We start from the raw sequence: 19,217 nt of genomic DNA, 5'->3' as shown, positions 1-19,217 counted from the left end.
CGGGTAGGATGGTCGTTCCAGAGGGCCACCCCTGGGAGATTTCGACTTCGCCGGGCGTCCCGCACCGGCGGAGACCATGGCGAAGGTGATGAGGAGGCCGGTGTCCAGCGACGTCGTCCCTCCGGCGGAGGGCACGGTGCAACCGACCCAGAATTCGCGGACCGGCTCGGGCGACGCGACGCCCGTCGAGACGGCCAGCGCTGACGACAAGGCTCCGGTTGACGGCGCCAACACCGAGGGAGCCAACGGCTCCGATCCGGAGAGCACCCAGCCCTTCACACCGACCGGCGAGACCGGGTTCGGCGGCTTCGCCAGCGCGCCCACCGGGCGGCGGGTGCGGGCCCGGCTGGCCCGGTTCAACGCGCCGTGGCAGAGCACGCAGGTCAGCGAGGTGCTCGAGCCGCTGATCGCCACGCACCGGGCGAGTCACCCCAAGGGCGACGTGCGCCAGCTGCAGAAAGCGTTCGACGTCGCGGCCCGCTGGCACTCCGGGCAGTACCGCAAGTCCGGCGACCCCTACATCACCCACCCGCTCGCCGTCGCCACCATCCTGGCCAACCTGGGGATGGACACCACCACGCTGGTGGCCGCCCTGCTGCACGACACGATCGAGGACACCGACTACGGCCTCGAGCAGATGCGCAACGACTTCGGCGCCGAGGTGGCGCTGCTGGTCGACGGCGTCACCAAGCTCGACCGGGTCAAGCTCGGCGACGCGGCCAAGGCGGAGACGATCCGCAAGATGGTGGTCGCGATGGCCAAGGACCCGCGGGTCCTGGTGATCAAGCTGGCCGACCGGCTGCACAACATGCGGACCCTGACCTTCCTGCCGCGCGCCAAGCAGGAGCAGAAGGCCAAGGAGACGCTGGAGATCCTGGCCCCGCTGGCCCACCGCCTCGGTATGAACACGATCAAGTGGGAGCTGGAGGACCTGGCCTTCGGCACCCTGTTCCCCAAGCGGTTCGAGGAGATCAACCGGCTGATCGGGGAGCACCAGCCGCAGCGCGAGGCGCTGCTGCGCCAGGTGACCAACAGGGTCAGCCTCGACCTCAAGTCGGCGAAGATCAAGGCGGAGACCACCGGCCGCCCCAAGCACCTCTACTCGATCTATCAGAAGATGATCGTCCGGGGCCGCGACTTCAACGACATCTACGACCTGGTCGGCGTCCGCATCCTGGTCGACACGGTTCGCGACTGCTATGCCGCGCTGGGGGTGATCCACGCGAACTGGCAGCCGGTGCCGGGCCGGTTCAAGGACTACATCGCGATGCCGAAGTTCAACATGTACCAGTCGCTGCACACGACCGTGATCGGCCCGACCGGCAAGCCGGTCGAGATGCAGATCCGGACGTTCGCGATGCACCGCACCGCCGAGTTCGGCATCGCCGCGCACTGGAAGTACAAGGAGCAGAAGGGCGCGACGATCGTCGGCCCGCCGGCGCACATCGACGAGATGACCTGGCTGCGGCAGCTGCTCGACTGGCAGCGGGAGGCGAGCGACCCGTCCGAGTTCCTGGACGCGCTCCGGTTCGACCTCTCCAGCCAGGAGGTCTACGTCTTCACGCCGAAGGGCGACGTGATCCCGCTGCCGACCGGCTCCACCCCGGTCGACTTCGCCTACGCGGTGCACACCGAGGTCGGCCACAAGTGCATCGGCGCCCGGGTGAACGGCAAGCTGGTCCCGCTGGAGTCCACGCTCTCCAACGGCGACGTGATCGAGATCTTCACGTCCAAGTCCAGCACGGCCGGCCCGACGCAGGACTGGCTCGGCTTCGTGAAGAGCCCGCGGGCCCGGACGAAGATCCGGCAGTTCTTCAACAAGGAGCGCCGCGAGGAAGCGATCGAGTTCGGCAAGGACGCGATCGTCAAGGCGATGCGCAAGCAGGGCCTGCCCCTGCAGCGCATGCTGACCAGCGAAAACCTCACCACCATCGCACGCGACCTGCACCTGCCCGACGTGGCCTCGCTCTACGCCGCGGTGGGGGAGAACACCGTCTCCGCGCAGTCCGTGGTGTCCAAGCTCGTCGCCGGCTTCGGCGGCGAGGAGGGCGCGGTGGAGGACATCGCCGAGACCGCCGTCGCGACCCGGCCGCCGCGCAACCGCAGCACCGCGCAGGATCCGGGCGTGGTGGTCAAGGGCGTCTCCGACGTCTGGGTCAAACTGGCCCGCTGCTGCACCCCGGTGCCCGGCGACGCGGTGTTCGGCTTCGTCACCCGCTCCGGCGGGGTCAGCGTGCACCGGGAGGACTGCGCCAACGCCCAGGACCTGCGCGAGCAGGAGGAGCGCGTGGTCGAGGTGAGGAGGAGCGCGTGGTCGAGGGTGAGCTGGGAAACCGACCTCCGCGTCCACCTTCCTGGTCGCCATCCAGGTGGAGGCGCTCGACCGGCACAAGCTGCTGGCCGACGTGACCCGGGTGCTCTCCGAGGAGCGGGTGAACATCCTGTCCGCCACGGTCACCACGACCCGGGACCGGGTGGCGGTGAGCCGGTTCACCTTCGAGATGGCCGACCCGAAGCACCTCGGCCACCTGGTCGCCGCGGTGCGCAAGGTGGACGGCGTCTTCGACGCCTACCGGGTCACCTCCGGCGCCTGACGCCAACGAAAATCCCCCGCACCTGCGTGGCAGGGTGCGGGGGATTTCTCGTTCGTCGCGGGGTTACGCCGCGGCCATCGTCAGGGTCTTGATGTGACCTCGAGCTTGGGGTGTCCCGTCGCCCTGGTTGTTCGCGTTGTCGCTGCCGGCCTTGCCGACCTTCTCCACGATGTCCATGCCCTTGGTGACGCTGCCGGCCTTGCCGACCTTCTCCACGATGTCCATGCCCTTGGTGATCGTGCCGAGGATGGTGTACTCCGCGGGCAGCGAGTCAGCCTTGATGTCGTCGCCCCACACGATGAAGAACTGGCTGCCGGTGGTGCCCGGCGTCTGGGTGCGGGCCATCGCCAGGGTGGCCTTCGGGTATGTCGGGTCCTTGCCGAGCGGCAGGTTCTCCTCGGCATACTTGAAGTTCGGGCCGCCCTGGCCGTCGGTCTCGCGGTAACCCTTGCCCTTCGCGGTCGGGTCGCCACACTGCAGCACCTTGATCCCCGCGGTGGTGAGGCGGTGGCACTTGGTGCCGTCCCAGAACTTCTTGGCCGCCAGGTAGTCGAACGCGGCGACGGTGCACGGCGCCTTCGCCTTGTCCACCGCGGCGGTGATCACGCCGAGGCCGGTGTCGAGGGTCAGCGTCTCCTTGCCCACGTTCGGCACGGTGGTGGGCGGGGTGCCGCCGGTGTCCTTGATGCCCGGGCCGCCGGTCGTCGAGTCCTCCGGGGTCCAGCTGCAGGCGACGGTGCCGGCCGCGCTGGCGGTCGACTTCTTGTCGTCCTTCTTCAGCGCGGTGACGAGCCACACGGCTGCGCCGGCGACCACCACCACGGCCAGGGCCGAGCCGATGATGGCCTGCTTGCGCCGCCGGCTCTTGGCTGCCGCGGCGCGCTCGGCCATCTCCTTCTCCAGCCGGGCCCGCGCCGCCGCGCGCTGCCGGTCCTTGATCGACGACACGTCGTTCCTCCTGCTGGTCTCTTCCGAACTCACGACTGCGCGCTCGCCGAGGGTGCGGCCGTGGCGGCGGCATCCGCGCCGACGGTCAGGGTCTTGATGGTGATCTTCTGCGAGGGCTTGACCTTGTCGCCCGCGTCATCGGCCACCGTGGTGATTTTGCCGATTTTCGCCAGCGTGTCCAGACCGCCGGTCACCTTGCCGGCGATCGAGTACGGCGCGTCGGTGGTCGGTGCGTAGTCCTTGAAGAAGATGAGGAACTGGCTGCCGTTGCTGCCGACCGGGTTGCCGACCAGCGTCACGGTGCCTTTGGGGTAGAGCACCGCGGGTTTCGCGGCGGCGCTGGCGCTCGGCGAGGGCTCCGGCAGGACCGGGCTGTTCTCGTCGTAGAAGCTGTAGAGCGGGCCGCCGTTGTTGGTCCCGCTCGGGTCGCCGCAGTGCACCGCGCCGATCGAGAGGATCTCGTGGCAGTCGGTGTTGTCGAAGAACTTCTTGCCGGCCAGGTGGGTGAAACTGGCGGCGGCACAGGGAGCGCTCGCCACGTCCAGGCCCACCGTGATCGGGGCACCCTGGTTGGTGCTGATCGTCATGGTCTCGGTGCCGGTGGTCGGCAGGTCCTTGCTGGGCGGCGTGCCGACATCCGTCTTGTCCGGGTTGTCACTCTTGATGAGGGGCGACCACAGGCACGTGTCGGCGGCCTCGGTGGTGGTTTTCTCATCGCTGTCGAACGCCCCGCCGATCCAGGCGGCGCCGACCGCGACGAGCACCACGGCCAAGCCGATGCCGGTCCCGGCCAGGATCCGGCGGCGACGCCGCTCCCGCACAGCCCGGCGAGCCATCTGGCGATCGAATTTCGCGCGCGCGAGCTTGCGCTGCCGGTCCTTGCTGGGAGCCACTAACGCTGTCCTTCCCTGTGCATGTCAAGGGGTGCGGCACGCCACACGCCCGCAAGAGTGTACGGGTACCTCCTGAGAAAGTGGTGTGCGGCTGCCCAGCTAGGCTCGTTACGATTCGCACCCGTTTTCCGATGAGGGGGTTGGGCCCGTGCTCGTCGCCAGCTGTGAGGCGCAGGCCTTCGGCACCAACTGTTATGTGGTGGCCGCCGGGCCGGGCGAGCAGTGCCTGATCGTCGACCCGGGGATCGGCGTGCTGGACCGGCTGGACGACTTGATCGCGCAGCACAAGCTCTTCCCGGCCGCGGTGCTGCTGACCCACGGCCACCTGGACCACACCTTCTCGGTGGCGCCGGTCTGCGGCGCCCGCGGCATCACGGCGTACGTGCACCCCGACGACCGGGAGATGCTCACCGACCCGGCCAAGGGGCTGAGCGTCGACCTCACCGCGCTGTTCGGCGGCCGCCTGCCGTACTCGGAACCCGACGACGTCGCCACGCTCGACGACGGGATGACGCTGAGCATCGCCGGGCTGGAGATCACCGTCGACCACGCGCCCGGCCATACCGGCGGGTCGGTGCTGTTCCGCCTGCCCGGAGCAACCTCCTCCTGGGACGCTGAGGAGATCTGTCTCTCCGGAGACGTGCTCTTCGCGGGCTCGATCGGACGCACCGACCTGCCGGGCGGCAGTACCCCGACGATGATGACCAGCCTGCGGGACAAGATCCTGCCGCTGGCCGACGACACCGTCGTGCTGCCCGGCCACGGACCGGCCACCACCATCGGCCGTGAGCGCGCGTCGAACCCGTACCTGCGGGAGCTGATCGCGGCGCCCGGCCGCTTCCTCTAGGAGATCCAGTGCCCATTTCCGGCTTCCCTGAGTGGCTGCCGTCCCAGCGCATCGTCGAGCAGTACGTGCTGGACAAGATCCGGTCCACCTTCGAGCTCTACGGTTTCGCCTCGCTGGAGACCCGGGCGGTCGAGCCGCTGGAGACCTTGCTCTCCAAAGGGGAGACCTCGAAAGAGGTCTACCTGCTGCGCCGGCTGCAGGAGGACGCCGGGTCCTCCCGCGAGGACCAGCTCGGCCTGCACTTCGATCTGACCGTGCCCTTCGCCCGGTTCGTCACGGAGAACCACGGCAAGCTGCAGTTCCCGTTCCGGCGCTACCAGATCCAGAAGGTGTGGCGCGGCGAGCGTCCGCAGGAGGGCCGCTACCGCGAGTTCCTCCAGGCGGACATCGACGTGGTCAACCGGGACACCCTGCCGTTCCACTTCGACACCGAGATGCCGCTGGTGATCGGCGACGTCTTCCGGTCGCTGCCGATCCCGCAGGCCGTCATCCTGGTCAACAACCGCAAGGTGTGCGAGGGCTTCTACCGCGGGCTCGGGCTGGACGACACCGCGCAGGTGCTGCGCACCGTCGACAAGCTCGACAAGATCGGCCCGGACAAGGTGGCCGCCCTGCTGGTCGAGACCGCCGGGGCGACCGACGCGCAGGCGCAGGCCTGTCTGCGGCTGGCCGCGATCTCGACCTCCGACGCGTCCTTCGTGGACGCGGTGAAGGCGCTCGGCGTCAGCGACCCGCTGCTCGACGAGGGCCTCGGTGAGCTGGCGCAGGTGGTGGAGGCGGCCAACGAGCACGCGCCGGGGCTGATCCGGGCCGAGCTGAAGATCGCCCGGGGCCTCGACTACTACACCGGCACGGTCTACGAGACCCAGTTGCTCGGCTACGAGCGGTTCGGCTCGATCTGCTCCGGCGGCCGCTACGAGAACCTGGCCTCGGTGGGCAACACCCGCTTCCCCGGCGTGGGCATCTCGATCGGCGTCTCCCGGCTGCTCGGCCTGCTCTTCGGGCAGGGTGCGCTGGGTGCCAGCCGGTCGGTGCCGACCTGCGTGGTGGTCGCGCTGCCCAGCGAGGACCAGCGGGCCACGTGCGACCGGATCGCGGCCGCGCTGCGCCAGCGGGGGATCCCGACCGAGGTGGCGCCGACCGCGGCGAAGTTCGGCAAGCAGATCCAGTTCGCCGACCGGCGCGGCATCCCCTACGTCTGGTTCCCCGGCTCGCCGGACACCGTCAAGGACATCCGCTCCGGCGAGCAGGTCGAGGCGGACCCGGCGACCTGGACGCCGCCGGCCGCTGACCTGCACCCGGTGGTCACCGGGAGTTGACGGTACGACCGGTGGCGCCGCTGCCCTGGGCACGGCGCCACCGGCCGCCCGTCACGTGTGCAGCACGAAGTAAGCGGTGGAGTGGTCGGCGCTGAGGAACAGGTCGCCGCGCTTCTCGCCGGTCGACTTGAGCCGCGCGTACTTGTCGCTGTGCAGCCAGCCCGGGTCGGCCGGGACGAACGGCGCCAGGCCGGGCCACATCTGGGCCGGCGTGCCGTACCGGAAATCCTGCCCCTGGAGCGGCGCCCAGTCGTAGGCGGCTGCCAGGGCCGCGCCGTCCGCCGGACGCAGCCGGAGCACACCCTGGTAGCCCCAGTCGCCCTCCTCCGGCCCGCGCTCCTCGCAGGGCAGACCGGCCTCGGTCAGGTGGTAGTGCACCTCGAGGTAGTCGCCGATGCCGGGCAGGTCGGTCTCGGTCCAGCGGCGCGCGGTGTAGACGTGCTCCAGGGCGGCGTCGACCTCGGTCTGACAGCCGGCCACGTTGCGTTTCTGCCACGCCAGCGGGATGCCGCAGGCGATCAGTGCCAGCACGGTGAGCCCGATGGTGACCTGGACCCCGCGCCTCATGGCGCGATCCTAATGATCGGCGGCAATCCGGTCAGCGCAGGTCCCGGTGGCTGGCCGCGGCCGGCGCGTTGTCCACATCAGCGGGCCGTCCACAGGCCGGCCGCCCAAGATCGCGGATTCCCGTCATGCTGGCGCTGGGCAGGCCCCCCAGGGCGGGCGGGGACTGGGTCAGGGCTTCGGCAGATCGAAGATCAGGCAGCTGGACGTGGCGTGCGCGATCAGGCGACCGCGGCCGTCGGTGAGGCGGGCCTCGGCCAGGGCGGTCCGGCGGCCGCTCTGCAGGACCCCGCCGGTGCAGGTCAGGGTGCCGGAGTCGACGGTCACCGGGCGGAGGAACTTCACGTTGAGGTCCATGCTGGTGTAGCCGACGCCGACCGGCAGGGTGGACTGGACCGAGCAGGCGGCGGCGGTGTCGAGCAGGGTGGAGATGATGCCGCCGTGCACGGTGCCGATCGGGTTGTAGTGGAACTCCTGCGGGTCGAGCGTGATGGTGACGCTGCCCGGCTCGGCGTGCAGGCCGCTGCCGCCGATCAGCTGGAAGATCGGCGGGGGCGGGACGTCGCCGGTCGCCATCGCCCGGAGGATGTCCAGGCCGCTGCGGGTGGCGAGCAGTTTGACGTGCTCGGACGGGTCGGTCCAGGAGAAGGTGCGGGTCCGGGCGGCGACCGGGGCATCCTGAGTCTGCGTCATGGATGCAGGCTGGCATCCCCTTGCTGCATCTGTCAACGAGACCTAGCCTGGTCGGATGGTCGGTCAGGTCACACCCCGGGCGGCGGGCGCTGCCGAAGAGGCGGCGAGCGCCGCTGACGAGGCGGCCGGCGCCGCTGGGCGAGCCGGGAAGCCGGGCGCCCTGGACTGGGACGTGGAGAACTGCACGATCGGCCGGGCGATGGCGATCCTCGGCGAGAAGTGGACGATGGTCGTGCTGCGCGAGGTGTTCACCGGCATCCGGCGCTTCGACGACATGCGGGTGCGGACCCGGGTCCCGCGGCAGGTCCTGGCCAACCGGCTGGCCGCCCTGGTCGAGCACGGGGTGCTGCGCCGCGAGCCCTATCAGGAGCCGGGCGCCCGGGTCCGGCACGAGTACCGGCTGACCCGCAAGGGCTTCGACCTCTATCCGGTGCTGATCGCGCTGGCCGGCTGGGGCGACCGCTATCTGGCCGACCCGGAGGGGCCGCCGATCGAGTTCGTGCACCGGGACTGCGCGGCCGAGCTGCACCTGGAGATCCACTGCGCGGCCGGGCACCCGGTCACCGAGCACCGGGACGTGCAGTCCCGTCCGGGCCCGGGCGGCAGGCGGCGCCACCCCGGCCCCTAGATTCCTCGGCGTGTGGAGAGAAAGCGGGCCGGTCTTCCGGGCACTCTGGATCGGCGTGCTGGCCAGCAACGTCGGCACCTGGATGCAGACCGTCGGCGCCCAGTGGCTGGTGGTCGGCGAGCCGGACGCGGCCACCTGGGTCAGCCTGGTGCAGGCGGTCACCACCCTGCCGGTGCTGCTCTTCGCGCTGCCGGCCGGCGCGGTGGCGGACGCGCTGGACCGGCGGCGGCTGCTGCTGGGCGTACAGGGAACGCTCTTCCTGATCGCGGCGGCCCTGGCCGCGCTGACCGCCTTGGGCGCGGTCGGCCCGGCGCTGCTGCTGGTCTTCACGTTCCTGCTCGGGTGCGGGCAGGCGCTGACCCTGCCCACCTGGCAGGCGGTGATCCCGGAGATCGTGCCGCACGAGCAGCTGCCGGCCGCGTCGGCGCTCGGCGCGGTCAACACCAACCTGGCCCGCTCGGTCGGTCCGGCGCTGGCCGGGGTGCTGGTCGCGCAGTTCGGCTCGGCGCTGGTGTTCGGGCTGAACGCGCTCTCCTTCGCGGTCTTCGCGGTCGCGCTGCTGCGCTGGCGGCGTCCCGCGGACCGGCCCGCCGGCCGGCCGGAGCACTTCGCCTCGGCGCTGCGGGCCGGCGGCCGGTTCGTCCGCTGGTCACCGGTGATCCGCCGGATCCTCGGCCGGGTGCTCTTCTTCGTGCTGCCCGGCAGCGTGGTCTGGGCCCTGGTGCCGCTGGTCGCGCGGCAGGAGCTGGGGATGGGCGCGAGCGGTTACGGGATCCTGCTGGCCGCGCTCGGGGTCGGCGCGATCGCCGGCGCGCTGCTGATGCCGCGGGCCCGCCGGTTGCTGCGCACCAACCAGATGATCGTCGTGACCGGCGCGGTCCAGGGCGTCGCGCTGCTGGTCGTCGCCCTGGTCCCGGTCGCCCTCGCGGTCGTCCCGGCGCTGGTCGCGGCCGGCGCGGCCTGGATGATGCTGGTCTCCCGGATGAACGCGGCGATGCAGCTCAACCTGCCGAACTGGGTCCGGGCCCGGGCGCTGGCGATCTACCAGCTGGTCTTCGCCGGCGGGCAGGCGCTCGGCGCGGTCGCCTGGGGCCAGGCGGCCGAGGCCTTCGGCCTGCGGCAGACCTTCGGGATGGCGGCGGGTCTGATGCTGGCCGGGACCTTGACGGTACGACGCTGGCCGGTGCACACCCACGAGGACGAGGACCACGCCCCGGCGGTGTTCTGGCCGGAGCCGCACCTGATGCTGCAGCCGCACCTGGCCGACGGCCCGATCCTGGTCTCCGCGACCTACCGGGTGAGCGGCGCCGACCCGGCCGCCTTCGTCGCCGCCATGCAGGAGTTGCGCGCTTCCCGGCAGCGCACCGGCGCCACCCAGTGGGGCCTGTTCCGGGACGGCGCCGACCCGGCCCGTTTCGTCGAGGTGTACCTGGTCGCGACCTGGGAGGAGCACCTGCGCCAGCACCGGGGCCGGCTGACCGGGGAGGACGAGCGGATCGAGGAGCGGGTGATCGCGCTGGCGGACGGCCCGCCGGAGGTGCGCCACCTGCTGCCCGCGGAGCATTCCGATTAGCCGGATGTTTCGCTTTTGTTCCGATTAACCTCAACAGTGGCCCGGTAGGGCTCGCTGAGGAGGCACGGTGGACGCCCGGCTACTGATCATGGGAGGCGCCGCCGGACCGGCGCTGCTCGCCCGGTTCGTGGAGCTGGCCGGGGCGGCGTCGGCCCGGATCCTGGTGATCGCTACGGCCAGTGAGGCGCCGGACGCCGCCGAGGAGTTCTACGTCGGCGCGTTCACCTCGCTGGGCGCCGGCTCGGCCCGGGCGCTGCGGCTGGCCACCCGCGCCGACGCGAACGCACCCGAGGTGGCCGGTTCGCTGCGCGCCGCCACCGGCGTCTTCTTCACCGGCGGCGACCAGGAGCGGATCACCAGCGTGCTGGGCGGGACGGCGACCGACTCGCTGCTGCAGGAACTGGTCGTCGACGGCACGGTGGTGCTCGGCGGGACCAGCGCGGGCGCGGCGATGATGTCGGCCACCATGATCGTCGGCGGCGACCAGCCCGGGGTGACCGCGGCCAGCGTCCGGACCGGGCCCGGCCTGGAATTCCTCCCGGGCGTGCTGATCGACCAGCACTTCGCCCAGCGCGGGCGGCTGAACCGGCTGCTCAGCGCGGTCGCCCGGTACCCGCACGAGCTCGGCCTCGGCATCGACGAGGACACCGCGATCCTGACCGACGGCGACCGGTTCGAGGTGCTCGGCAGCGGCGCGGTCACGGTGGTCGACGCCGGTGCCGCCACCGACATCCAAGTCCCACCGGCCGGGCCGATCGCGCTGGCCGGGGCACTGGTCCACGTGCTGCCGGCCGGTCACACCTTCCACCTGACCGGCCGGCGGCCGGGGATCGGGGAGCACTCCCATGAGGATCGAGAGCCTGCGCCGCCTGCGGGGCCCGAACGTGTATCTGTCCCGGCCGGCGGTGGTGGCCCGGCTCCGGCTGGAGGAACTGACCGGTCAGGAGACGTGTGACGTCACCGGGTTCACCGAGCGGCTGCTGCGGGCGCTGCCCGGGCTGGCCGAGCACCACTGCGCGGCGGGCGCCCCGGGCGGGTTCGTCAGCCGGTTGCGCGGCGGCACCTACTTCGGGCACGTCACCGAGCACGTCTGCCTGGAGCTGTCCCAGCTGATCGGCCGGGACGTCAGCTTCGGCCGGACCGTGTCGGCCGGCGAGACCGGGCTCTACGACGTGATCGTCGAGTGCCCGGTGGACGAGTCGCCGGTCTCCCGGGTGCCGCGGGAGCTGATGGAGGCCGCGGTGGAGCTGGTCCTGACCATCCACGCCGGGCGGGCCTGCCGCTCGCCGGCCACCCGGCTCGCCGACCTGGCCGCGATCGCCGAGCGGGAGGCGACCGGCCCGAGCACCCGGGCGATCATCACGGCCGCCCGCCGCCGCGGCATCCCGGTCGAGCGGTTCGACGACCTGAGCCTGGTCCGGCTGGGCTGGGGCACCCGGCGGCGGATGGCCTGGGCCGCGATGACCGACCGGACCAGCGGGGTGGGCATCGACATCGCCTGCGACAAGCACGTCACCCGGTCCCTGCTCGGCGAGGCCGGCATCCCGGTCGCGGCCGGCGGCACCGCGGCCACCCCGGAGGAGGCGGTGCGGCTGCTCGACGAGCTGGGCGGCCCGGTCGTGGTGAAACCGCGGCACGGCCGGCAGGGCAGGGACGTGGCGCTCGGGCTGCGCACGCCGGACGCGGTCGAGCGGGCGTTCGCCGAGGCCGGCCCGGACGTGGTGGTCGAGCGGCAGCTGACCGGCCGGGACTACCGGGTGCTGGTGGTGGCCGGCGAGGTGGTGGCCGCGGCCGAGCGGACCGCCGCGCACGTGGTCGGCGACGGCACGGCCACCCTGGCCGAGCTGGTCGAGCGGGTGAACGCGGACCCGCGGCGCGGGGTCGGGCACTCCCGGGTGCTGACCCGGATCACCCTGGACGAGGTGGCGCTGCGCACCGCCGGCCTCGCCGCGGACCAGGTGCCGCCGGCCGGCGAGACGGTCTGGCTGCGCGAGTGCGCCAACCTCTCCACCGGCGGGACCAGCCGGGACGTCACCGACCAGGTGCACCCGGACGTGACCCGGCTGTGCCAGCGGGTGGCCGCGGTGGTCGGGCTGGACATCGCCGGGATCGACCTGCGGCTGCCGGACATCGCGGCGCCGCTGCCGCCGACCGGCGAGGACGAGCCGTCGTCCGGGGTGATCGAGGTGAACGCGGTGCCCGGCCTGCGGATGCACCTGGCCCCGGTGCGCGGCCGGTCCCGGGACGTCGGCGACGCGATCGTCCGGGCGATGTTCCCGGGCGGCTCCGACGGCCGGATCCCGGCCGTCGCGGTGACCGGGACGAACGGCAAGACCACGGTGACCCGGCTGACCGCGCACCTGCTCAGCGCCGGCCGCCGGGTCGGGATGGCGACCACCGACGGGGTCTACGTGGACGGCCGCGCGGTGCACCTGGCCGACGCCACCGGGCCGCGCTCCGCCCAGCAGGTGCTCGGCGACCCGCAGGTCGAGGTGGCGGTGCTGGAGACGGCCCGGGGCGGGCTGCTGCGGCGCGGGCTCGGTTACGACTGGTCGGACGTCGGGGTGATCACCAACATCACCGCCGACCACCTCGGGCAGGACGGGCTCGGCTCGATCGAGGACCTGGCGCACGTCAAGGCGGTGGTGGCCGAGCGGGTCCGGGACGGCGGCACGCTGGTGCTGAACGTGGACGACCCGTGGGTGCGCAGCCTGGCCGGGCGGCCCCGGGTGCGGGCCGACCGGAAACGGCTGGTCTGGTTCGGGCTGGACCCGGCGAATCCGGTGCTGACCGAGCACCTGGGGCGGGGCGGGACCGCGTACGTCCTGCACGACGGCTGGCTGGTCCAGGCCACCGGGGCGCGGCGGACCCCGCTGCTGCGGGTGGCCGAGGTGCCCGGGGCGTACGGCGGCGCCGCCCCGCACGCCGCGGCCAACGCGCTGGCCGCGATCGCCGCCGCCCGAGCGCTGGGCGCCCGCCCGGAGACGGTGGCGTCCCGGCTCGCCGAGTTCGACCCGGTGGTGGACAACCCGGGCCGCGGCACCCTGTTCCGGCTCGGCGACCGCTCGATCTTCCTGGACTACGGGCACAACCCGGCCGCGCTGGCCACCACGCTGCGCACGCTGCACCGGCTGTGGGGAGCCGACCGGTGCGTGGCCGCGGTGACCCTGCCCGGCGACCGCCGCGACGACCTGCTGGCCGCCTCGGCGCAGATCCTGGCGGACGGGCTGACCCGGGCGGTGCTCTACGACGACTGCGATCCGCGCGGGCGCGCCCCGGGGGAGGTGTCCCGGCTGGTCGAGCGGGAGATGCGGGCCCGGCGGCCGCAGATCCGGACGATCCGCGCGGACGGCAGCGAGGAGGCGGTGACCGCCGCGCTGGGGCTCGCCGCGCCGGGCGAGGTGGTGCTGGTGATCTACGAGAAGTGGGCGCCGATGCGGGCCTTCCTGGACGGGCTGGGCGCGGTCCCGGCCGGCAACCGCCCGGTCGCGCCGGTCTCGCCGGCGGTGCGTTCCACCCCGCAGCTGGCCCGGAACCTGCTCGCCAGCGCCCCCGGAGTGGCCGGGAGTGTGACAGATCATGGACATCCATGATCGCGCTCGGTATCGCTCTCCTGACGGTTCGTGACATCTCCGCCAGGGAGTGCTCCTTAAAGTTGAAACCGCAAGTTCCGACGAAGCGGGCAATCCTCGACCGATCTCGTGGCGCTCCGTGACGGAAAGCGCTTTCCGTCATCGTCCGCTGCGTGCGGCAGGTCACACGCACGGTAATGATTGCCTGGTAGATCGCGTCCTGGGCAGCTCGATCTGTAGACCGATAGGTACTAACATCCTCGCCGTCGATGGGGGATGCTCGGGGTCCGATAGCGGGGCCCGTCTCGCCCGGCGTCGGGCGGCATGGCGGTGCGGTCCGGCGTTTTCTCGAAGCGCGCATGTGGGGGCACATGAGCACGACGGACCTGCCCGGTTCGGGGTTGCTCGCCGGCCGGTACCGGCTGGTCGAGCGGCTCGGCGCCGGCGGGATGTCAGTGGTCTGGCGAGGGTTCGACGAGGTGCTGGGGCGTCAGGTCGCGGTGAAGGTGCTGCCGCCGTCCACCAGCGCCGACCCCTCGTTCCGGCGGCGCCTGCGCGCGGAGGCCCAGGCCGCGGCGCGGCTGAGCCACCCGCACATCACCAACGTGTACGACTACGGCGAGGCCACCACGGTCGACGGCGAGCCGGTGCCGTACGTCGTGATGGAGCTGGTCGACGGCGAGTCGCTGGCCGCCGTGCTGTCCCGGGCCCGCACCCTGCCGTGGAACACCGCGGTGCGGATCAGCGCCGACGTGGCGGCCGCGCTGGCCGCCGCGCACGCCCGGGGCATCGTGCACCGCGACGTCACCCCGGCCAACGTCATGCTCACCGCGGCCGGCGCCAAGGTGGTCGACTTCGGCATCTCCGCCCTGATCGGGGAGAACGACACCGACCCGGACGGCAGCCTGCTCGGCACCCCGGCCTACCTGGCGCCGGAGCGGCTGGAGGGCGGCCAGGTCAGCCCGGCCACCGACGTCTACGCGGTCGGCCTGCTGATCTACCGGATGCTGATCGGCCAGCTGCCGTGGGACGTGGGCACCACCACCGCCCTGCTCCGCGCGCACCAGTACACCGAGCCGGAGCCGCTGCCCCCGGTCGACGGCCTGCCCGCCGAGGTGGACGCGCTGATCGGCCGCTGCCTGGAGAAACGCCCGGCCGACCGGCCGCCGACCGCCGAGGTGGCGCATCTGCTCGCCGGCATCGCGGCGGGCGCCCCGCCGGCCCAGGTCAGCGGCTTCCCGGAGGACTGGGCGGACAGCGGGGAGAACACCACGATCCTGCCGTCCGGCTATCCCTATGCCGGGATGGGCCCGGCCGCGGCCGCCGCCGACCCGGCGCCGAAACCGCCGCCGCCGCTGCGCCCCGGCAGCGCGGCCGAGCCGGCCCCGGCCGAGCGACCACCGGCGCGCAGCCCGAAACAGGTCCGCACCCGCCGCATCCTGGTGGTGGCCGGCACGATCGCGGTGCTCACCGCCTTGACGTACGGGTGGAGCCTGGCCGCCCCGGGCAAGCCGGACGAGCGTGCCAACGCGGTGCCGGCCGGCCCCAGCGTGATGGCCGCGGCCGGTGGCTGCATCGTCAGCTACGCGGTCTGGTCGCAGGAGAAGAACCGCTTCAAGGCCCAGGTGACGGTGGCCAACCGGGGCGAGGCTCCGGTCGACGACTGGCGGCTATGGTTCCTGATGAACGGGGACCAGGTGGTCAAGGGCAAGGGCGCGGTCGACCTCAAGCAGAACCTGCGCGCGGTCACGGTCACGTCGGCCGGACCGCTGCAGCCGCAGGAGAGCACCACCATGGAGATCACCGGGCGGTACACGCAGAGCAACGCCGCCCCGATGGTCTTCCAGCTGAACGGGAAGAACTGCGAGGCGTTCGTGTCCAGCGAGCCGGGCGCCCCGTCCCGGCCGGTGGAGCAGCTCTCCGACGGCACCATCCGGTTCGGCGCGCCGGCCACCGACAGCCCCCCGCAGCCGGGCATCTCGATCGACCCGGGCGGCATCGTGCACATCACGCCGACCACCACCAGCGCCGCGCCGGGCAAGCCGGGCACCACGACGACCACCCCGGTCCCGGGGTCGAGCAACTCGTCGGCGCCGATCGGCGGCGGTAACGGCAACGGCAACGGTGGTCCGACCAGTGGCCCGACCACCACGATCGCCCCCGAGCCGCACGATTCCGTGGGTCCGTCGACGCCGACCACCACGTCGGCCACCCCGACCGACCCGGTCACCACGCCGACCACCCCGGACCTGCCGCCGGACGACGAACTCGACGGTGACACCACGACGTGATTGCCCGGCCCGGTGGTGGGTACAACGCCTTCGGCCGGTCAGTTGATCAGACCGGCCGCGGCGGCCGCCGGGGACGGAAATAAGAAGTCAGACCGGTGACCACCGAGTTACGGTGAGAAAGAACGACAGGCGCTCTGCTTCCATCCGCCCGGGCTGGATGCCCGGATTGCGGGGGGCTTCGCACGGCGTGGCTGCCGACCGGCACGGTTCCCGCGGAGATGATGGGCGGGATTGTCCGCCGGACTGACAAGCAGGTCGTCGCAACGGGGAGTTCGACAATGCTAAGCACTGTGAAGGATCTGGCCGCCGAGGCGCTGTTCGTCTCACACCTGCAGCCATCCGAGTACCCGAACCGCGCTGCCCTGGAGGAGGCCATCACCAGCATGATCCTCCTGTACGGCAGCGACGGATGCGCCGCCGGCGTGGCCACCGAGTTCGGTGACCACCCCGACGTGGCGGTCCGCCGGATGCGCTGGGTGCAGGACGAGCTTGCCGAGGTCGTGGCCTGGCGCGCCCCGGTGTTCCACTAGGGTTTCCCTCTTGAGACGATCCGCCTGGCCATCGGCCATGCGGATCGTCGCGTTTTCTGCCTCCGGCCGGGCCGACCTGAGGCTTTATGTGAAAAAACTCCACAAAAGCAACCGAGTTCCGGCCCCGCTGCACCCAACGGCGACCACTGTTCTTCTCGTCAGCCGGCTTCACCAGCCGGTTCGTACGAGCGAGGAGGACTACGTGACCGCCACGACCGATCTCCCCGCCACCATCGGCGTCATCCACGACGCGCCGTCCGCGCGCGACATCGAGGACCTGATCCGCGAACACATGCCGATGGTTGGCCACCTGGTCCGGGAATTGCTCAACCGGGTGCCCGGCCACGTCCACTCAGATGACCTCTCCTCAGCCGGTTTCGCGGCCCTGCTCGGAGCGGCCCGATCCTTCGACGTGACCCGCGGCATCCCGTTCCACCGGTTCGCCGCGGTCCGGATCCGCGGTGCGCTGCTGGACGAGCTCCGCGGCCAGGACTGGGCCAGCCGATCGGTGCGGGCCCGGGCCCGGCGCGCCGCGACCGCCCGCCAGGAACTCACCGCCGCCCTGGGCCGCACCCCGAGCGACGCCGAGGTCGCCGAGATGCTCGGCATCGGGGTGTCCGAGCTGGCCAGCGTCGAGGACGACGTGCAGAAGGCGTCGCTGCTGAGCCTGCAGGGCTTCCCCACCGGGGCAGCCGAGGAGATGGTGCCGGAACTGTCCGAGGGGCCGGAGGATCTGCTGCTCAAGCGGGAGCGGCTGGGATACCTGCACCAGGCCATCCAGGCGCTGCCCGAGCGGCTGCGCCAGGTCGTGGAGGAGTCGTTCCTGCAGGAGCAACCGCTCAGCGAGGTGGCGGCCCGGCTCGGGGTGACCGAGTCCCGGATCTCCCAGCTGCGCACCGAGGCGTTGCGCCTGCTGCGGGAGGGCCTGAACAGCTCACTCGCGCCGGAACTGCTGACCGTCGCGGCCGGCGGGCCCCGCACCCGCAAGGGCTGTCTGCAGCGCCGGCGCAGCGAGTACTTCGCGAAGGTGCAGCAGCAGGGCAACCTGCACACCCGGCTGGCGCTGACCGACAGTCACGGCGTCCCGATCGCGGTCGCGGCGTAACCGCGGCGCGAACCGACGGAGGGCGGACCGCTCACGGTCCGCCCTCCACCATGTCCGCGCGGTTTTCGGTACGACCATCGCCGTCCCGAGCCTGACGAACGGCTCCGGAATCGTCGCCGGGCGACGTGCGTCAGCCGGCCGGGCGTATCCCGGCCTGCCGGGCCGCGCGGATCGAGCCGGTCGAGGCGTCGCGCCGCGGACGGCGCACGAGCAGTGCCCCGCCGACGGCGGCCACCCACAGCCCCCACGTCGTGCTCCCGAGCAGCCCGGCCAGCTCCCACACCGGGAAGCCGGGCACCGCCGTCGCGAGCACCTCGCCCTGATTGAGCAGGTACAACGCCGACGCCGTCAGGCCGCTCCACCCGACCCACCGGGGCAGCACGCCGGACCGCAGCACCACCAGGCTGACCGTCACCGACCAGGCCACCGCGAGCACCTGCCCGAGATGCTCGCCGAGCAGCGCCCCGCCGAACTGGTGCTGCGCCGTCCACGCCGCCTCCACCGCGGCCCGGGTCACCGGGTCGCCCCCGGCCCATCGGGTGGCCAGCGCCGGGACCACGAAGACCCAGCGCAGGAACCCGATCAGCGACAACAGCGCGGAGGCCGCGCCGATCGCGCCGGCCGCCTTGAGCACCGGGTCCGCCGGACGCCCCAGGGCCGCCGCGAGCAGCAGCACCGGTACGGCGAGCAGCCCGTACGTCCAGGCCACCGCGAACCAGGTCCAGACCAGCGACGGGCCGCCGTCGTGGAACGCGGCCAGCACCACCGGGGCCGGCTCCCGCAGGATGTCCGGCCAGCCGAACGTCGCCGACAGCACGCTCGACGCCACCGCGAAGCCGGCCGCCGCTGTCACCAGGAGCCATCCGGTCACTCGTTTCATCTCGATCCATTTCTGTACGCCGTGCAGAGTTGCTGACACCGCGAATGCTGTACGGTGTGCAGAGATATGTCAAGGGGGAAGCCATGACCGAGGCACGCCGGCGGCCCGGCCCGAAACGCGCGCTCACGCAGGACGACGTGCTGGACGCCGCCCTGCGGCTGATGGACGCCGACGGCCCGGTCGCGGCCTCGATCCGCCGGATCGCCGGCGAGCTGGGCGTCACGCCGAACGCGGTGTACACCTACTTCGCCGACAAGGCGGCCATCGAGCAGGCCCTGGTCGAGCGTCTGCTCGGCGAGGTGAACGCGGCCGCCCCGGCGACCGGCGGCTGGCGTGCCGACCTGGAGCTGCTGGCCGTGGAGATCCGGGCCCGGCTGGTCGCGCACCCGGGCGCGGTGCCGCTCTTCCTGAGCGGCGCGATGAACGGGCCGCAGGCGCTGCTGCTCGGCGAACGGTTGCTGGACCGGCTGTCGGCGGCCGGTCTGGACCGTGCGGCCGGCGCGCGGGGGGCGTACCTGATCATGGTTTACGTCCTGGGCGCGATCGCTCTGGAGGTGGCCGATCAGCCGCACGCCGGGGTGCTGCCGCCGGAGGCGGAGCGGATCGCGGCGCGGGCCGCGGCCTGGGGCGAGGTGCCGGCTGACCGGTTCCCGCGGACCGCTGCCGCTACCGACGTGATGGCGACCTGGATCGGCACCGACCAGTACCTGTGGGGGTTGCGCCGGTTGCTGGACAGCTTCGCCGGACTCCGTTCATAGCTTCGCCGGGCTCTCTTGATGG

General features: G+C 72.3%; 15 protein-coding genes and 1 pseudogene. 11 read left to right on the top strand and 5 right to left on the bottom strand.

Annotation, left to right across the window (positions count from 1 at the left end):
• The first annotated feature begins 100 nt into the window (after positions 1-100).
• Positions 101-2,594: pseudogene (locus tag BJY16_RS44820) on the top strand (RelA/SpoT family protein).
• A gap of 63 nt (positions 2,595-2,657) precedes the next feature.
• On the opposite strand, the gene BJY16_RS44815 reads toward BJY16_RS44820, so the two are convergent.
• Positions 2,658-3,542 carry a peptidylprolyl isomerase gene (locus BJY16_RS44815; protein WP_185046967.1) on the bottom strand — a complete coding sequence of 295 codons (885 nt, stop codon included), beginning with the start codon at positions 3,540-3,542 and terminating at the stop codon, positions 2,658-2,660.
• A gap of 29 nt (positions 3,543-3,571) precedes the next feature.
• A complete protein-coding gene (locus tag BJY16_RS44810; protein ID WP_185045773.1) occupies positions 3,572-4,435 on the bottom strand; it encodes a peptidylprolyl isomerase in 864 nt (287 codons plus the stop codon).
• A gap of 148 nt (positions 4,436-4,583) precedes the next feature.
• Between BJY16_RS44810 and BJY16_RS44805 the strand changes: the two genes are divergently transcribed.
• Positions 4,584-5,282 carry an MBL fold metallo-hydrolase gene (locus BJY16_RS44805; RefSeq protein ID WP_185045772.1) on the top strand — a complete coding sequence of 233 codons (699 nt, stop codon included), beginning with the start codon at positions 4,584-4,586 and terminating at the stop codon, positions 5,280-5,282.
• An 8-nt stretch (positions 5,283-5,290) separates the two neighbouring features.
• Positions 5,291-6,601 carry a histidine--tRNA ligase gene (gene hisS / locus BJY16_RS44800; RefSeq protein ID WP_185045771.1) on the top strand — a complete coding sequence of 437 codons (1,311 nt, stop codon included), beginning with the start codon at positions 5,291-5,293 and terminating at the stop codon, positions 6,599-6,601.
• 51 nt (positions 6,602-6,652) lie between these two features.
• Here the strand turns inward: hisS and BJY16_RS44795 are convergent, their stop codons facing one another.
• Both BJY16_RS44795 and BJY16_RS44790 read right to left on the bottom strand, forming a co-directional pair.
• Entirely contained in the window at positions 6,653-7,168 is a 516-nt protein-coding gene (locus tag BJY16_RS44795) for a hypothetical protein (protein WP_185045770.1), read from the bottom strand.
• A gap of 168 nt (positions 7,169-7,336) precedes the next feature.
• Complete coding sequence (locus BJY16_RS44790) at positions 7,337-7,858, bottom strand: PaaI family thioesterase (protein WP_185045769.1); 522 nt, start codon at positions 7,856-7,858, stop codon at positions 7,337-7,339.
• Between the two features lie 199 nt (positions 7,859-8,057).
• Between BJY16_RS44790 and BJY16_RS44785 the strand changes: the two genes are divergently transcribed.
• The 7 genes from BJY16_RS44785 (at position 8,058) to BJY16_RS44755 (ending at position 17,557) form a co-directional block, all read left to right on the top strand.
• On the top strand, positions 8,058-8,486 hold the full coding sequence (locus BJY16_RS44785; RefSeq protein ID WP_239176840.1) for a winged helix-turn-helix transcriptional regulator: 429 nt from the start codon (positions 8,058-8,060) through the stop codon (positions 8,484-8,486).
• Positions 8,487-8,496: 10 nt separating this feature from the next.
• Complete coding sequence (locus BJY16_RS44780; protein WP_185045767.1) at positions 8,497-10,059, top strand: MFS transporter; 1,563 nt, start codon at positions 8,497-8,499, stop codon at positions 10,057-10,059.
• Positions 10,060-10,126: 67 nt separating this feature from the next.
• A complete protein-coding gene (locus tag BJY16_RS44775) occupies positions 10,127-11,014 on the top strand; it encodes a cyanophycinase (protein ID WP_185045766.1) in 888 nt (295 codons plus the stop codon).
• Complete coding sequence (gene cphA, locus BJY16_RS44770) at positions 10,905-13,652, top strand: cyanophycin synthetase (RefSeq protein ID WP_185045765.1); 2,748 nt, start codon at positions 10,905-10,907, stop codon at positions 13,650-13,652. The genes BJY16_RS44775 and cphA overlap by 110 nt, the downstream gene beginning before the upstream one ends.
• Before the next feature lie 350 nt (positions 13,653-14,002).
• Positions 14,003-15,922 carry a serine/threonine-protein kinase gene (locus BJY16_RS44765; RefSeq protein ID WP_239176829.1) on the top strand — a complete coding sequence of 640 codons (1,920 nt, stop codon included), beginning with the start codon at positions 14,003-14,005 and terminating at the stop codon, positions 15,920-15,922.
• A gap of 278 nt (positions 15,923-16,200) precedes the next feature.
• Positions 16,201-16,452 carry a hypothetical protein gene (locus BJY16_RS44760; protein ID WP_185045763.1) on the top strand — a complete coding sequence of 84 codons (252 nt, stop codon included), beginning with the start codon at positions 16,201-16,203 and terminating at the stop codon, positions 16,450-16,452.
• A gap of 202 nt (positions 16,453-16,654) precedes the next feature.
• Positions 16,655-17,557, top strand: coding sequence for a sigma-70 family RNA polymerase sigma factor (locus BJY16_RS44755; protein WP_185045762.1), 903 nt, complete (start codon positions 16,655-16,657; stop codon positions 17,555-17,557).
• Between the two features lie 130 nt (positions 17,558-17,687).
• Here BJY16_RS44755 and BJY16_RS44750 read toward each other — a convergent pair whose 3' ends face one another.
• Positions 17,688-18,437 carry a DUF4386 domain-containing protein gene (locus tag BJY16_RS44750; RefSeq protein ID WP_185045761.1) on the bottom strand — a complete coding sequence of 250 codons (750 nt, stop codon included), beginning with the start codon at positions 18,435-18,437 and terminating at the stop codon, positions 17,688-17,690.
• Between the two features lie 83 nt (positions 18,438-18,520).
• Between BJY16_RS44750 and BJY16_RS44745 the strand changes: the two genes are divergently transcribed.
• Complete coding sequence (locus tag BJY16_RS44745; RefSeq protein WP_185045760.1) at positions 18,521-19,195, top strand: TetR/AcrR family transcriptional regulator; 675 nt, start codon at positions 18,521-18,523, stop codon at positions 19,193-19,195.
• The last annotated feature ends 22 nt before the right edge of the window (positions 19,196-19,217 follow it).

Origin of the sequence: Actinoplanes octamycinicus (assembly GCF_014205225.1) — a bacterium.
Taxonomy (GTDB): Bacteria; Actinomycetota; Actinomycetes; order Mycobacteriales; family Micromonosporaceae; genus Actinoplanes; species Actinoplanes octamycinicus.
The sequence above is the reverse complement of the archived record's forward strand: the minus strand, read 5'-3'. Positions and strand labels throughout refer to the sequence as shown.

What these genes read in the sequence shown, in the direction of transcription:
- BJY16_RS44795 (WP_185045770.1), bottom strand. Translation starts at nt 7,168, where the DNA reads ATGAGGCGCGGGGTCCAGGTCACCATCGGGCTCACCGTGCTGGCACTG.
- BJY16_RS44790 (WP_185045769.1), bottom strand. Translation starts at nt 7,858, where the DNA reads ATGACGCAGACTCAGGATGCCCCGGTCGCCGCCCGGACCCGCACCTTC.
- BJY16_RS44785 (WP_239176840.1), top strand. Translation starts at nt 8,058, where the DNA reads ATGGCGATCCTCGGCGAGAAGTGGACGATGGTCGTGCTGCGCGAGGTG.
- cphA (WP_185045765.1), top strand. Translation starts at nt 10,905, where the DNA reads ATGAGGATCGAGAGCCTGCGCCGCCTGCGGGGCCCGAACGTGTATCTG.
- BJY16_RS44765 (WP_239176829.1), top strand. Translation starts at nt 14,003, where the DNA reads ATGAGCACGACGGACCTGCCCGGTTCGGGGTTGCTCGCCGGCCGGTAC.
- BJY16_RS44760 (WP_185045763.1), top strand. Translation starts at nt 16,201, where the DNA reads ATGCTAAGCACTGTGAAGGATCTGGCCGCCGAGGCGCTGTTCGTCTCA.
- BJY16_RS44750 (WP_185045761.1), bottom strand. Translation starts at nt 18,437, where the DNA reads ATGAAACGAGTGACCGGATGGCTCCTGGTGACAGCGGCGGCCGGCTTC.
- BJY16_RS44745 (WP_185045760.1), top strand. Translation starts at nt 18,521, where the DNA reads ATGACCGAGGCACGCCGGCGGCCCGGCCCGAAACGCGCGCTCACGCAG.